Origin of the sequence: Pandoraea morbifera (assembly GCF_902459575.1) — a bacterium.
GTDB lineage: Bacteria > Pseudomonadota > Gammaproteobacteria > Burkholderiales > Burkholderiaceae > Pandoraea > Pandoraea morbifera.
The window spans coordinates 52781-67432 of the sequence record NZ_CABPSD010000003.1 but is presented as its reverse complement, the minus strand read 5'-3'; the positions used below and the strand labels follow the sequence as shown (position 1 = coordinate 67432).

Genomic DNA, 14652 nt, shown 5'->3' with positions numbered 1-14652 from the left:
CGGATTTGGCGGGTGATTCCGCAAGCCTTTTCTCGTTTTCGGCGCGTACGATCGATGCACTTTTTATCCGGGGCACGATCATGCGCGAAAGAGACACACTCCATTACTTCGACTACGCGGCGACCACGCCGGCCGACGCGGCGGTGATCGCGGCGATGGCGGACTGTCTCGGCGTGGACGGGGTGTATGGCAACCCTGCGTCGAGTTCGCACGCAGCCGGCGTGAGCGCGCGACGTCTCGTGGAGCGCTCGCGCGCCCAGGTGGCGGCACTCATCGGCGCCGATGCGGCAGAGATCGTGTGGACGTCGGGGGCGACCGAGTCGAACAATCTCGCGCTCAAGGGCTATGCCGAGCTGGGACAGGCGCGCGCGCACCTGGTGACCAGCGTGCTGGAGCACAAGGCCATTCTCGACACGATGGCCTATCTGGAGAAGCGCGGTTCGCCGGTCACGTATCTGTCGCCTTCGTCCTGTGGCGAAATCACGACGGACGCGGTCGCCGCTGCCATGCGGCCCGATACGGGGTTGGTGTCGCTCATGCTGGTAAACAATGAACTGGGCACGTTGACCGACGTGGCGGAGATCGCGAAGGTCGTGCATGGCGCCGGTGCGCTCCTGCACGTGGACGCAGCGCAGGCGCTTGGCAAGACGCCCATTGACGTGAAGGCCATGGGGATCGACATGCTCTCGATGTCGGCACACAAGGTCTACGGGCCCAAGGGGATTGGCGCGTTGTACGTGAACAAAGCCGTCATGTCGCGCATCGCCCCGCAGATTCACGGCGGCGGCCATGAGCGGGGCCTGCGCTCGGGCACGCTGGCCACGCACCAGATTGTCGGCATGGGTACGGCGTGCGAGCTGGCCATGCATGCAATGATCGACGACAACGCGCGCATTGCACGACTGAGCCGTCGCCTGCTCGATGGCGTGCTGGGACTCGACGGCGTGGTGCACAACGCTGCCCATGCGCGGCGGATTCCCCACACGCTCAGCCTGACCCTCGGGCACCCCGGCTTCCACACGTTCATGCTCAACGGCAATCTGGCGGTGTCCTCGACGTCCGCCTGCAATTCGACGTCGGGTCAGCCGTCGCATGTGCTCAGGGCGATCGGCCTGGATGCGGAGGCGGCGAGCCGCACGGTTCGCGTGAGCTTCGGACGCTTCACGACCGAGGCATCCGTCGATTTCGCCGTGGCATGCTTCGAGCGGGTGGTCTGCCAGTGCCGCGCGCTGGCGGCCTGATACGCCGAGACCGGCGTCGGCCTGCCCGGGCAGCCGGTGGCCCCGGGCGCGGAATACGCCTCACGACGCATGCTGCCGGGTCAATGTCGTCGACTTGTATTATGCTTTGAACGACTTGTGGTTTGACGCACTCCAATTCTCTCCCTCTCCCCACCCACCTTCATGTCGGAGGTCAGTATGAGCAAAGAGAAAGAACGTCTGGACACCGGGTCGACGACTGGCGCGGGCGCCCCGGCGGCAAGCGATCGAAACACGCTTTCGGTCGGCGCGGATGGCCCGCTCCTGCTGCATGACGTTCACTTCATCGAACAGATGGCGCACTTCAATCGGGAGAAAGTGCCCGAGCGCCAGCCGCATGCCAAGGGCGCGGGCGCCTTCGGCGTCTTCGAGACCACGGAGGACGTCAGTCGCTACACGAAAGCGTCGCTGTTTCGCAAGGGCGCCAAGGTCGAGATGCTCGCACGCTTTTCCACCGTCGCCGGAGAAGCCGGCAGTCCCGATACGTGGCGCGACGTGCGCGGCTTCTCCCTCAAGTTCTATACGGACGAGGGCAACTACGATCTCGTCGGCAACAACACCCCGATCTTCTTCGTGCGCGACCCGATGAAGTTCCCTCACTTCATCCGCAGCCAGAAGCGCCTGCCGGATTCGGGGTTGCGCGACAACCATATGCAGTGGGACTTCTGGACGAACAATCCGGAGTCGGCGCATCAGGTGGCCTACCTGATGGGAGACCGGGGGCTGCCTCGCACGTGGCGCCACATGAACGGCTATGGTTCGCACACCTACATGTGGATCAACGCCAGCGGCGAGAAATTCTGGGTGAAGTATCACTTTCACACGGAGCAAGGCATGGCGTTCTTCACCAATGCGGAAGCCGCAACCATGTCCGGGCAGGACGCCGATTTTCACCGTCGCGATCTGTTCGACGCCATCGCGCGCGGCGAGCATCCCAGCTGGATCATGTCGGTGCAGGTCATGCCGTATGCCGAAGCGAAGCAGTATCGCTTCAATCCGTTCGACCTGACGAAAACGTGGTCGCACAAGGACTATCCGCTGATCAAGGTGGGCCGCATGACGCTCAACCGCAATCCGGAGAACTTCTTCGCACAGATCGAGCAGGCGGCGTTTTCGCCGGGTAATACCGTGCCGGGCATCGGGCTTTCGCCCGACAAGATGCTGCTTGGGCGCGCCTTCGCGTATAACGACGCGCAGCGCAATCGCATCGGCACCAATTTCCATCAATTGCCGGTGAATCGCCCGAAGGTGCCGGTGCAGACGTACATGTTCGATGGCCATATGGCGTTCGATCACAGCGGCAATGCGCCGACGTACGCGCCGAACAGCGGCGGGCGTCCGTACGCGGATCAGACCGGGCCGGCAGAGGACGGCTGGGAGTCGGACGGCGACATGGTTCGCAGCGCATACACGCTGCACAAGGACGATGACGATTTCTCCCAGCCGGGCGATCTCGTGCGAAACGTCTACGACGATGCGGCGCGCTCGCGTCTGGTCGAAACGGTATCGGGCGCGTTGCTCGCCGGGGTCCGCAGTCCCGTGCTCGAACGCGCCTTCGACTACTGGAAGAAGATCGATCCCGATGTCGGTGCGCGTATCGAGCAGGCAGTGAAGCGCGCGAAGCAATAAGCGCTTTACTCCCAATGAAGTGATGGCGGCGGGCGACTGTGCATGACACGGTCCCCGCTGTTTTCATGACGCGCTGATTTCGATTCGAGCCTCGCAATGCGATTGAGAACGCTTTGCGCTATCGGCGTTGCGCGCAACTGAGCGCGCGATGTGTCGTCGAGGCGTTCGATGATTTCGGGTAATGTCATGCCCGCTTCGCCGATGGCGCGCTCGGGATCGTAGCGGCCCATCAAATGCAAGCGATCGGATGCCTCCTTGCCGAAGGTGCGCTTGAAGAGGATGGACGACTGAAAGAACATTCCCGGCAACGAGGGCGAAACAAGTTCGATTTCGAAGCGTTGTGGTGGCGCGGACAGCGTCAGCCTCTCCTCGGCTCTGCCCTCCAACCTCAAAATCAGTTGGCGATTCGTCGTATAGGCGTTGCAGATGAGCAGCGCTTGCAGCGGATGCGACTTCAATATGCTAGCGGCGGTCGATGGCGTATCGCTCAGGCGCGACGGCACGAAAAAGTGCGAAGTCTCCACAATGTCGACAGGCAGCCAGGCTCGCATGAGGGCTACATCGTTCGCAGAGTCGCATATGAGGCTTCGCGTCTTCATAGTGCACCCTCTCGCGAGTGAACGCCCGCGTGATGATCGCCTTCCTCGAGGCACGCACGATATTTATGCGTGAGCGCGCCCGCAAAATCCCGTCTTGACACGCATTGCGCGATGTCGTCGCCGTTCCAGCAAAGGATGGTGGCGGGTTTGGTGAAATGGCTCATCAGAATGGCGGCTTCCGAGTACCTGCCGCTGGTGAACAGGCATCCGACCAGGGTGGAAGGCCGCCGCGTCAGGCGCCCCTGAAGCTTGGCGATCGGATCATGCCCGACGCTCAGCCTGGCGCGGTTCGAGGACGTCGCGAAGTCCTTGCACTCCACCATCGCCGCGATGCCGGCCACGTAAACCATACCGTCGATCTGCTCGACATGTGTGGACTCGAGAAGAGTCACCGCGTACGGCCATCTCACCGTCGCGCCGCTGAGCTCGAATCCCTTCAAAACGACATATTCGAGTGCTTTTCCGGAATCCCACTCCGGTGTTCGGCAGTCGAGCACGTCATCCCACAACGCCGCCACATCGCTCCACCCGTAATCCTTGACCCGTTCGACGTATTCCTTGTCCGCGACCATGTTGACCTCCGTGAATCCGCGGACGATTCTAGGGCCACCGCGGGAGCGATGACGACGGGGGGCCGATTTATCGGAATGCGCCGACCCGGTTCGGCATTTCGGCGCAGAATATGTCACGCATTGTGAGTGCTCGCGCTTCCTGATAGCATGACGGCGTGCTGCACGGAGATGGCATACCTCCGGCGTTCCTGCGCAAACCGCTCCTCCCCGGGGCTGATGATGCCTGCAAGATCCTGGCGTGCCGGGAGGTTGCGGGCCATGCGTACGAGCGTATTCCGTGTTGGGTCGAAGTCCGGCACCGGGCTCCCCGCTTCCACCGCTCCCCCGCTTCTCGTTCCGGTCATGGCCAGGCAATTTGTCGACGGGCACCGCTCGTCCCCACATTTGACACCATGAAGATGTTTCACGATTCCCCGTTGCGCGATCTGAGTGGCGTGTTGCCGCGCGCGGCCTACGCCAGTGCGGTGGCGGCACTCGTTGGTGTGATGGCCGGCAGTGCCTCCGCGCTGTTTCTCGTTGCGCTCGACCTCGCCACCGACATCCGCGTTGCCCATCCATGGCTGCTCTGGCTGTTGCCCCTGGGCGGCTTCGCGGTCGGCTGGCTATATCTGCGGCTGGGCGCGCGCGTGGAGGCGGGCAACAACCTGCTGATCGACGAGATTCACGACCCGCAGCGCGTCGTGCCGCTGCGCATGGCGCCGCTGGTGCTGTTCGGTACGGTCGCCACGCACCTGTTCGGCGGCTCTGCCGGCCGTGAAGGAACCGCCGTGCAGATGGGCGGCGCGCTCGCCGATCAGCTCACGCATGTCCTCAAACTGTCCGGCGAGCAACGGCGTGTGGTGCTCATGTCGGGCATTGCCGCCGGCTTCGCCTCCGTCTTCGGTACACCGCTGGCCGGCGCGATCTTCGGACTCGAGGTGCTCGCGATCGGCCGCCTGCGCTACGATGCGCTGCTGCCCTGCCTCGTCGCCGCGCTCGTGGGCGACGCCGTTACGCGCGCCTGGGGCGTGCATCACACCGTCTATGCGATTGCACCGGGCAGTTTCGCCGCGTCGATGTCGCTCTCTGGCGCGCTCAGTGCGGCTGCAGCCGGCGTGCTGTGCGGTCTCGTCGGCATGGCCTTCGCCCAGTCAACGCACGCCACTTCCGCCTTCATGAAGCGACGAATCGCCTATGCGCCGCTGCGCCCATTCGTGGGTGGCCTGCTCGTCGCGGTCGCCGCCACGACACTCGGCACGCCCCAGTATCTCGGTCTGGGCATCCCGACCATCGTCGATGCGTTCCACACGACGCTGCCCTGGTACGACTTCCTAGGCAAGACGTTGTTCACTGTCGTCACGCTCGGTTCGGGCTTCAAGGGCGGAGAAGTGACGCCGCTGTTCTATATCGGCGCCACGTTCGGCAACGCGCTCTCGCATGTGCTCTTGCTGCCGGCAGCGGTACTCGCGGGCATCGGCTTTGTAGCGGTGTTCGCAGGGGCGGCCAATACACCGATTGCGTCGACGTTGATGGCGATCGAGATCTTCGGTCCGCAGATCGGGGGCTATGCCGCCATTGCTTGCGTACTCGCGTATCTGTGCTCCGGACATACCGGCATTTATCGTGCGCAACGCGTGGGGTACGGCAAGCATGGTGCGGGGGGCGGTGCGCCGGAAGGCACGCGGCTTGCCGATCTGCCCGCGTGGCGCGGTGCCATCGGGACGAAGCCGCCAGCCGACGACGCGTCACGGCGCCGATGAACTCGTGCGCCCAGTGAGGCGTCGATCGATGCAGTCGCCCAATGTCGCCGTGCCGTGCCGCGCCACGTCAAGGCGTGGCGTGCGCGGCGGCCAGGGGATCCCTCAGGCCGGCATCATGCACGCCGGCCCGGCGTCAGGGCGGCCAGATCCGACAGGGCTCGCTCGAACGCTGCCGCGTTCTTCATGCCCTGGTCTTCATGGTTCGTGTTGAAGAGCACGTGGGTGTCGTCCACGAGAGCGGCGATGCGCTCGACCCGGGCGGAGATATCGATCAGTTCGCCCGCGCTGTATTCGTACACGAAGCGCCCGGAGGAGGCGGTGATGTCGCGCCGGTTCCATGCGGCCGCGTTGCGCCCATGCAGCCGCACGACACACAGATCGTCGCGCGTCGTGGCCCAGACCGCCGGTACCGAATTCTCGAAGCCGGTTGGGCTGTCGACGATCGTGTGCGCCGCGCCCGTCTCGCGCAGCATGGCCAGCGTGGCGGCTTCACGCGAAGGCGTATCGAACCAGCTCCGGTGGCGGAACTCGATGGCGTGCCGCTCTGCGTCGAGTCGCCGTGCGATCTCGAACACGAGGGCACGTCCCGCCCGATCGTTGTGCACGCGTGGCGAGAGCTGGAAGTGGATTGCCGAGAGCTGCCCGCTTTGACGCAACGGCTCGATGCCCTCGAAGTAGCGGCGCCAGAGTTCGTCGCGCACCTCGGCCGGTAGCGTATGGGGTGCAAGCGAGTCGCCCGGGTGCGACTTCGTCGCGCCAGCCGGATCGAGCGCACACGCGATATCCGCCGGCAGCGCGGACAGTGGCGTCGTATGGCCCGTGAATGCGCGGAACGCCTTGATGTGAAAGCGGAACGATGCCGGCGTGCGTTGCGTCCATCGCCAGGCCATTGTGGCTTCCGGCAGACGGTAATAGCTGCTGTCGACTTCCACCAGACCGAACGTCGCCGCGTAATGGCGCAATCGCGCCTCGGGCGTGTCCACGCCCGGCGGGTAAAACCGCCCGCATGCAATGAGCGTGGGATCGGTCCAGGAAGACGTGCCGGTACGAATCATGATGGGCGTCGAAGCCATCGTTATAATGTATAAATATACAGTACTCTTGGTGCGTGTCCGCCGGCGATGTCCCGTGGGCGGGCGCCTCCCCCGGAATTTCGTATGTCACCTCAGCCAACCGAGCCAACCGAGCCGACCGAGCGAAACGTTAGCGCCCGCGATCCTTGGGCCGAACTCAACGACCGGCAGCGCGAAGCCGTCGACTACGGTGTGGGCGACAACGGCGCGCCCGGCGGGCCGCTGCTTGTCATTGCGGGCGCGGGGTCGGGCAAGACGAGCACGCTCGCGCATCGCGTCGCCAATCTGATCGTGCGCGGGGCGGATCCCAACCGCATACTGCTGCTGACGTTCTCGCGCCGCGCCGCAGGGGAGATGGAGCGGCGCGTGGGCGCCGTGCTGCAGAAAGTGCTGGGACTCGCGTCGTCGCAACCGCCGTCGCTGCCGTGGGCGGGAACTTTTCACGCCGTGGGCGCCCGGCTGCTGCGCGATTTTGCCCCGCGCATCGGCCTGTCGGAGGCGTTCACGATTCACGATCGCAGCGATGCCGAGGATCTGCTCGGCATCGTTCGCCACGACCTCGGCTTTTCCGCCACGCAATCGCGCTTTCCCCTCAAGGGGACGTGTCTGTCGATCTATTCGCGCGTGGTCAATAGCCAGGCGCCGCTCGCGGAGGTTCTCGCGAAGTATTTCCCATGGTGCGCGCAATGGGAGGCGCAGCTCAAGACGCTGTTCGGCGCCTATGTCGACGCCAAGCAGTCGCAGCAGGTGCTCGACTACGACGACTTGCTGCTTTACTGGGCCGAGACCATGGGCGAGCCGGCGCTTGCGCGCGAGCTCGATGCCCGTTTCGATCATGTGCTCGTCGACGAATATCAGGACACCAACCGGTTGCAGGCGAAGATTCTGCTCGCGATGAAGCCCGAGGGGCGCGGCCTGACCGTCGTCGGTGACGACGCGCAGTCGATCTACGCGTTTCGCGCGGCCACCATTCGCAACATCCTCGACTTCCCCGGGCAGTTCGCCACGCCCGCGCACGTGGTGACGCTGGAGCGCAATTACCGGTCGACGCAACCGATTCTCGACGCATCCAATGCCGTCATCGCCGAGTCGAGCGAGCGTTATGCCAAGGCGCTGTGGACGGACCGCCAGTCGACGCGGCTGCCGCAGCTCGTGAACGTGAGCGACGAATCGGGGCAGGCGCGATGGGTCGCCGATCAGGTGCTGGCGCAACGCGAGACGGGCACGCGCCTGATGCAGCAAGCCGTGCTGTTTCGCACCGGCAGCCACAGCGCCGCGCTGGAGCTCGAGCTCACGCGTCGCAATATCCCTTTCGTGAAATTCGGCGGACTGAAGTTTCTCGAGGCCGCACACGTCAAGGACCTGCTGTCGATACTGCGCTGGGCGCACAATCCGGCAAGCCGTCTGTCGGGCTTCCGCGTGGCGCAGTTGATCCCGGGCATCGGCCCGGTGAGCGCCACGCGCCTGCTCGACGCGATGGCCCAATCCGCCACACCGGCCCAGGTGCTCGCGCAGTTCAAGCCCCCGTCGTCGGCGGCCGCCGACTGGCGTGCGTTCGTCGACGTCTACATGACGCTGCACGACACGCGTCTGGCATGGCCGGCCGACGTCGATCTCGCCCTGCGCTGGTACGGCCCGCTGCTCACGCAACGGTTCGACGACGCCGCCGTGCGCCAGGCCGATCTCGAACAGCTCGCGCGCATCGCCAACACTTACGGCTCGCGCGAACAGTTCCTGACCGAACTCACCCTCGACCCACCGGACGCCACGAGCGCGCAGTCGGGCGCGCCGATGCTCGACGAGGATTACCTGATCCTGTCGACGATCCACAGCGCGAAGGGACAGGAGTGGCATTCGGTCTACGTGCTCAACGTGGTCGACGGGTGTATTCCGTCCGACATGAGCACGGGCGACAATGAGGACATCGAGGAGGAGCGGCGGTTGCTGTATGTGGCGATGACGCGCGCGAGGGAGTCGCTGCAACTGGTCGTGCCGCAGCGTTTTTACGTGCATCAGCAAGCGGGACTCGGCGACCGGCACGTCTATGGCACGCGAAGCCGTTTCGTGCCGGACGGCATGCTGCCACTGTACGAAATCTTTCCGAAGCCGAGAGAGGACGACGCGCCCCGCACGCCGGTGGGCGACGTGACGGTACACATCGATGTCGCGAGGAAACTGCGTAATGCCTGGTCCTGAATCGGCGCTCGAGATCGCACTGCGCGAAGCCCGCGCGTCGGATGAGGCGGCGCTGACGTCGCTCCTCATGCAGACTTATCACACCACATGGGCACCCATGCTGCGCCCGGAAGTCGCGGCGACGTTCGCGTCCGGCGACCGCACACGGGCCTACGTGCAATCGCGCTGGCCGGAATTCACGGTCGCGACGCTGCGTGCGAACGGTCCGATCGTGGGCATGGTGCACGTGACGGGTGATTTCATCGACGCGCTGCACGTGGCGCCCGCAGCGCAACGCCGTGGCGTGGGCGCCATGTTGCTGGCCCATGCGCAGGCGCACATGCGCGCGAACGGGCATCGGCTTGCGAGGCTCGAGACCGACACGTTCAACCGCCAAAGCCGGGAGTTCTATGCTCGACACGGCTTTGCCGAAGTCGCCCAATATCCCGACGAGGAATGGGACAGCGGCTTCACGACCGTGCTGTTGACCAAGCCCCTTTGACGCGCTGAGGCGCGCCGGCAATGCCACGCAGCGAGGTCGCCGGCGCAGCGTCGGATCCGGCCGGGTGACGGTGCCGGATGAAGCGCAATCAGCGCAACCAGCGCAACGGCGGGCAATACCCGAGGTTTTCGTCGCCGCCAATCGACGCGCCTGCGTCGAGAGCCGCTGAAATATTCCGCAGTTGCCGTCTTCCCTGCATCGGGTATAGTCGCCGCATCGGCGGCGCTGCGCAGGGCATCGCGGCGCAGCACAGGCTTTCAACGACCGCGGTCGAGAGGGAAACGAGGGGATCAGAATGAAATGGCCGGTTGATCAATTGACGATGCTGCCGACGGCACTGTTGCTTGTCTGCATGGCGTTGGTCACTGCGCTACTTGCGGTGATCGTCGCCTGGGCGGCGCGCGTCTGGTTGTTCGATCGGCTTGCCGATCCCGCGGAAGTGCGTGGCACGGTGGCCGACGTGGTGCACGGCAGTCTGCTCGCATTCATCGTGTTCGTGCTCGCGCATGTGCTCACCGACGTGCGCGCCAATCTCGGGCATGCCGACGACCAGGCGCTGCACGAAGCGTCGGTAGTGCGGCGCCTGGACCGCGAACTCAAGGCGGTCGGCGACCCCGATGCGCAGGCGGCCCGCGTGATGCTGCGTGCCTACGTTCGCTCTGCCGTCACCGACGAGTGGAAGTCGCTGAGCACATCGGATCCCGACCTGTCGCCGACGACGGAGGATGCCTTGACCGTGTTCGTGAGCGCAACACGCCGTGTCGTGGCGCGCCACGAAGAGAGCGCGAGTTCGATTCGCACACTGCTCGACCGGCTGGAAGAAGCGCGCCAGGGCCGCTTCGAGAATTCGACGAAGACGGTGCCGGGCGTGTTCTGGTGGGTCATCTCGCTCTTCATGCTGGCCGCCATGGCGATGAACGGACGCTATCCCGGTTCTTGGAAGAGCAATGTCATCATTGCGCTTCACATGGGCGCGATCGGCATGGTGATCGCGCTCATCATCAACCTCGATGAACCGTTCCGCGGCGCCTCCGGCATATCGCCGGCGCCGCTGGCCAAATCCGTCGGCGTGGCCGTGCCGCGCTAGCCGCCGCTCGCCACCTGACGTTGCACGGAACGTTTGTCATGCCTTTTGCGTCGGATGCGTTCCGACTGCCGCAGCAGGAGAAGTTCACGATGTTGTCGAATCCCCCCACGCCGACGGCGGAATCCACGCCGGAAATCGAGGCGTTCCGCCCGGGCGTCTATCGTCACTACAAAGGCAATTGTTACCTCGCGCTCGGTGTCGCCCGGGCCGACGAAACCGACGAACCGGTAGTCGTCTACACCCGCCTCTACCCCCGGGAAGGTCTGCCGATGAGTACGCGTCTGCTGCGCATCTGGAATGAATCGGTGATGACCGACGACGGACCGGTGCCGCGCTTCACCTATGTTGGCCACACGACACCCGCCGTCTGAGACGCTCTCGCCGACATTTCACCGCTTCAGGATCCCCCTCGATGAAGATGCTTTCCCCGATGTCCCGTCAGACCGACGGCGCTGCGTGCGAGTCGCGTGCGACGCTGGTCGCACTCGATCCCCGCGCGCGAGGCGAACCCGACGCGATCGTCCGGCCCGCCTCGCGCAATCTGCGCCGGTGGTGGGCGGTATTCGCCATGCTTCCGTTCGTGACGTCGGTGTCGGGCTGCGGATTGATGGCGGCGCCATGTCGTGTGGCCTCGGCAGGGCTGAAGATCGTGCCGGGCGTCGGCGGCGTGCTGGCGGCGCCCACGGACGCCTGCGCGGCGGTCATTGACTGACCACCCGGCAGCTCGCGGATTCCTGAGAACGGACCGCACGCACGAAAGCAGCGGCGTCAAGCGCTCGGTAGCAACGGCTCGATGACGCGCGACGGGCCGCCAACGTACTGGTTCGGTTGCGGAAAAAAAGAAAGCCCGCGTGTTTGCGGGCTTAATCCATATCAGGAGGAGACATGGAGGAGACGAGTTCAGTATAGGACGTCGTGTTGCGCCGCACCATATGTATTTTTACGTAATCGTCTCGGTGTTGCTTGATGGCAACGAAAAATAAAACGATGCATATCAATGAGTTATCGGAACTTTCGGGATTTACGCTCCGATGCCGCTGGTTTTGCAATTCCGAGGCATCCCTCTAGTTATTGTGCGCGTGCACGCGCGGTCGCCTTCGACATTTGCCGATAGACGAATGGAACGGAGTCGCGCAGCGACGGATTGACGGTGGCGTCGTGGTCGAGCCCCTCGTAGATGCGCGTCACGACGTGCGTCCCCGCGTTGGCGACGTCGCGCGCGAAGGCTTGTTGCATGATGATCGGAACGTCAATGTCCTGCGTTCCCATGCCGATGAAAACCGGGTGTCCGATGCGCAGCGTCGGGTAACGCAGCGACGGTGTCTGTGCATGGAGGAGCTTCTGAATGTCCGGTTGCAGGCTGTTACCGGCGTTGAGGCCCGCAGCGGTGGAATGATCGGTCAGCTCGCCGATGCACAGCGTACGGGCTTCACTCAGTACGGGTAGCGCTTGCGGCGAAAAGAACTTCGACGCCTGCAGCGACGGGTCGCGATCGGCCGCCGAGAGGAACAGGTACATCGCGTAGGGAATCTTCGGATCGGGTGCCCCCGGATCGGGCTGGCTCGCGAACAACTGTGCGGCCGAGGTCTTCGCATTGAAGTACGGCGTACCCGTGAGCACGGTGGCGATGACTTTGACGTCCGGTGCATATTGCGGCTGATAGCCCGCGGCGGCGAACGCGGCGTGCGCGCCCTGCGACTGCCCCACCAGTACGACGCGGTTCTGCAGCGGGAAAGCGCTGCGCGCGGCGAGCAGGCTGTCGAGTACGCTATACGCCTGCGCCCGCGAATTCAGGTAGTGATGCAACCCCCGCGAGCCCAGGCCGGCGTAGTCCGGCGCCACGACGGCGAAACCCAGCGATAGCCAGGTTCCCAGATACTGGATGTCACGCTGCGAACGCACGTTGAGCGACGGCGCACAGGCGCTCGCAACGCCCACGGTGCCATGCGCCCAGACGACGACCGGCCAGCCGCCGGGCGGCGGGGTCCCCTTGGGCAGGAAGACCGCGCCGGTATCCTCTCGGGCTTCGATACCACCGACGCCGTCGATGGAGCTGTAACGAATGCGGAATTGCTCGCCGGCTTCGGGAAGTCCATGGTCGGCGTCGAGCGGTTGCTGGTCGACCATCGCCCCATGGGGAATGATGGCCGGGGCGTCCTCCGGTGAGATCGCGTGAGCGGCGCGTCCGATGACCAGACTGGCAAACAGGGCGGCACTGGCGAAGCGCCACAGGCGGTTGAACATGTTGAACTGTCCTCGTATCGGGTTGCGGGTGAAGCTCGCGACGGGCGGCGCTCCCACGCCGTCCGATTGCCTGCTGCCATTGCCCTGGCCGCTACCGACGACGTTACACCGTCTTCTTCCCGATGTCTTGCGCGTGCGCTGTCAGTGCATTGCGCGGCGCCGACGATCTTCCTCGCGCGGCGTTACCCATGCGAGGCCTGATTGCCTCGGGCCTGCGCGGCGGCGGCCTGTTCGGCAGCCTCGCGCCAGGCGCGGCGCGAGCGGCGCATGCGACGCAGTGCGAGCGAGGACATCGTGATCCAGCCGAAGGGGCGAGGGTCGACGAGCATGCTCACGGCACGGGCGTAGTCGAGTACCAGGCCAGGCGTCCATGCCATCGTCATGGCGCGCTTGCGCAACTGCGCGGCGACCCACAACTCGGGCGTGAGCCACAGTCGCACGAACGTCCACCAGCCGGCGTCCCGTCCGTCCCGCAACTGACCCACCCGGCCTTCGATCGCGGCTTCGAGGGCTGCGGCAACGCTGCTGGAACAATTGCGGTGCGTTAGGTTATACGTGGCGTTCTGCCGATATGTCTGCCAAAAAGTGCCCAGTTGCTCCGGACTGTAGTTGCGGATACGCACCTTGACGGTCGACGGACACCACGCCTTCGACTCCGTGGCGTAATCCGGCTGGAACGTGCCGGGCACGTCGTTCTCGCGCGTGGCGCGCAGAAGCTGTCCGAACTGATCGGGCGAGCGGTCGATTTCCTGTGCCGGATAGAGGCTCACGTACACGCCTTCGTGACTCTCGAGCGCGGCGTGTCCGGTCGAGATCACGCCGTTCTTGTCGACGGCCGCAATGTAACGATCGATCACCGGATGACGCCGCGCCGGCGCCTTGGCCGACCCGGAAGGCGTCCATACGTGTACCGTCAGCGCCGGCTCGGCGTCGCTCGGCGGGCCCTCCCAACGCGGTGCGCGCCCGGCGTCTTCCCACAACCCCCGCTTGTCCTCTGGCGCCGCCAGGATGTCCTCCACGCGGAAGTCGCGACGCATGCGCCGCGCGCGCATGGCGAGCACCATCACGTTCCAGCCGGTGAAGGCGAGCCCCAGGCCGATGGCATACGGCAGCGTCCCTTTGTAGTGGGTCGGGTAGGGTTGATAGAAGAAGATCGCCACGGCGATTTCGAGCAGCCCGCCGGCCATTGCCCACGCCCAGCGAGGGTAGCGCACCACGTAGGCGGCCACGCATTGCAGCAACCCGTCGGCGAGGAAGAGTGTGCCGAACAGCATCGACAGCCAGAAGTTGCCGTTGCGCTGGTCGAAGAAGAGCACCAGCAGGGCGGCCAGGGTGAACGCACCGCCCTTAAGCGCACGTACGATGCGTTGCCCCCCTACGCCGATGCCGACAATGGCAAGCGTGGCCAGCCCCTCGAGCAGCAGCAGCCAGGCAAAGACCTTCAGCGGGAAATGGACCACCCCGTCCAGCGCATCGAAGATCAGCGCGAGCCCGAAAGCAAAGAAAATCGCACCGATCCAGATCAGTGCACGGGCGCGGCGGCGCAAATAGTTCACGCCAAGCAGCAGCAGTATCAGACGTACCAACGCTAGGACTCCATCGCATGCGCCAATGTCGTGCGCACCCCGAGGGCGGGAGGATTTTGGGATATGGCCTATTTTTTTCGCTATCTTAGCGCGTGATTCGTGACGAGCCAAAAACAAAGGCGGCGCGCTCCTTTCGGGGCGCGCCGCCTGTTGTGGCAGGCGACACAGCCGCACCGCCCGTTGGGGC

At 64.8% G+C, this 14652-nt stretch carries 12 protein-coding genes, 1 pseudogene and 1 riboswitch; of the genes and pseudogenes, 8 read left to right on the top strand and 5 right to left on the bottom strand.

The annotated features are described in order from the left end of the window. Positions 1 to 80: 80 nt before the first annotated feature. Positions 81 to 1238: pseudogene (locus PMO31116_RS06415) on the top strand (cysteine desulfurase family protein); the annotation flags it as partial. Positions 1239 to 1418: 180 nt separating this feature from the next. Further along, positions 1419 to 2888 (top strand): catalase, encoded by a 1470-nt coding sequence (locus PMO31116_RS06410; protein ID WP_150566003.1) that lies wholly within the window; start codon positions 1419 to 1421, stop codon positions 2886 to 2888. A gap of 5 nt (positions 2889 to 2893) precedes the next feature. On the opposite strand, the gene PMO31116_RS06405 is transcribed toward PMO31116_RS06410, so the two are convergent. Both PMO31116_RS06405 and PMO31116_RS06400 read right to left on the bottom strand, forming a co-directional pair. After that, positions 2894 to 3439 (bottom strand): hypothetical protein, encoded by a 546-nt coding sequence (locus PMO31116_RS06405; protein ID WP_150566002.1) that lies wholly within the window; start codon positions 3437 to 3439, stop codon positions 2894 to 2896. Between the two features lie 44 nt (positions 3440 to 3483). After that, complete coding sequence (locus PMO31116_RS06400; RefSeq protein WP_023872856.1) at positions 3484 to 4059, bottom strand: hypothetical protein; 576 nt, start codon at positions 4057 to 4059, stop codon at positions 3484 to 3486. A gap of 155 nt (positions 4060 to 4214) precedes the next feature. Further along, a riboswitch (Fluoride riboswitch) is annotated at positions 4215 to 4292 on the top strand. A gap of 165 nt (positions 4293 to 4457) precedes the next feature. Here PMO31116_RS06400 and PMO31116_RS06395 point away from each other — a divergent pair. Beyond that, on the top strand, positions 4458 to 5798 hold the full coding sequence (locus PMO31116_RS06395) for a voltage-gated chloride channel family protein (protein WP_246185172.1): 1341 nt from the start codon (positions 4458 to 4460) through the stop codon (positions 5796 to 5798). 113 nt (positions 5799 to 5911) lie between these two features. Here the strand turns inward: PMO31116_RS06395 and PMO31116_RS06390 are convergent, their stop codons facing one another. After that, positions 5912 to 6871 carry a DUF72 domain-containing protein gene (locus tag PMO31116_RS06390; RefSeq protein WP_425494765.1) on the bottom strand — a complete coding sequence of 320 codons (960 nt, stop codon included), beginning with the start codon at positions 6869 to 6871 and terminating at the stop codon, positions 5912 to 5914. A gap of 84 nt (positions 6872 to 6955) precedes the next feature. Here PMO31116_RS06390 and PMO31116_RS06385 point away from each other — a divergent pair, with 84 nt between their 5' ends. The 5 genes from PMO31116_RS06385 to PMO31116_RS24400 all read left to right on the top strand — a co-directional run bounded on the left by PMO31116_RS06385 (position 6956) and on the right by PMO31116_RS24400 (position 11347). Continuing rightward, positions 6956 to 9067, top strand: a complete 2112-nt coding sequence (locus tag PMO31116_RS06385; protein ID WP_150566000.1) for an ATP-dependent helicase — start codon at positions 6956 to 6958, stop codon at positions 9065 to 9067. Beyond that, the gene (locus tag PMO31116_RS06380; protein WP_150565999.1) at positions 9054 to 9548 is read left to right on the top strand and encodes a GNAT family N-acetyltransferase; all 495 of its coding nucleotides are present in this window, start codon (positions 9054 to 9056) and stop codon (positions 9546 to 9548) included. The genes PMO31116_RS06385 and PMO31116_RS06380 overlap by 14 nt, the downstream gene beginning before the upstream one ends. A 295-nt stretch (positions 9549 to 9843) precedes the next feature. After that, complete coding sequence (locus PMO31116_RS06375; protein ID WP_150565998.1) at positions 9844 to 10635, top strand: bestrophin-like domain; 792 nt, start codon at positions 9844 to 9846, stop codon at positions 10633 to 10635. A gap of 89 nt (positions 10636 to 10724) precedes the next feature. Then, on the top strand, positions 10725 to 11006 hold the full coding sequence (locus PMO31116_RS06370; protein ID WP_150566270.1) for a DUF1653 domain-containing protein: 282 nt from the start codon (positions 10725 to 10727) through the stop codon (positions 11004 to 11006). A 197-nt stretch (positions 11007 to 11203) separates the two neighbouring features. After that, complete coding sequence (locus PMO31116_RS24400; RefSeq protein WP_425494773.1) at positions 11204 to 11347, top strand: DUF6726 family protein; 144 nt, start codon at positions 11204 to 11206, stop codon at positions 11345 to 11347. A 356-nt stretch (positions 11348 to 11703) separates the two neighbouring features. Here PMO31116_RS24400 and PMO31116_RS06360 read toward each other — a convergent pair whose 3' ends face one another. Next, positions 11704 to 12879, bottom strand: coding sequence for an alpha/beta fold hydrolase (locus tag PMO31116_RS06360; protein WP_150565996.1), 1176 nt, complete (start codon positions 12877 to 12879; stop codon positions 11704 to 11706). Positions 12880 to 13061: 182 nt separating this feature from the next. Then, positions 13062 to 14465 carry an HdeD family acid-resistance protein gene (locus PMO31116_RS06355; protein WP_150565995.1) on the bottom strand — a complete coding sequence of 468 codons (1404 nt, stop codon included), beginning with the start codon at positions 14463 to 14465 and terminating at the stop codon, positions 13062 to 13064. Between the last annotated feature and the right edge of the window lie 187 nt (positions 14466 to 14652).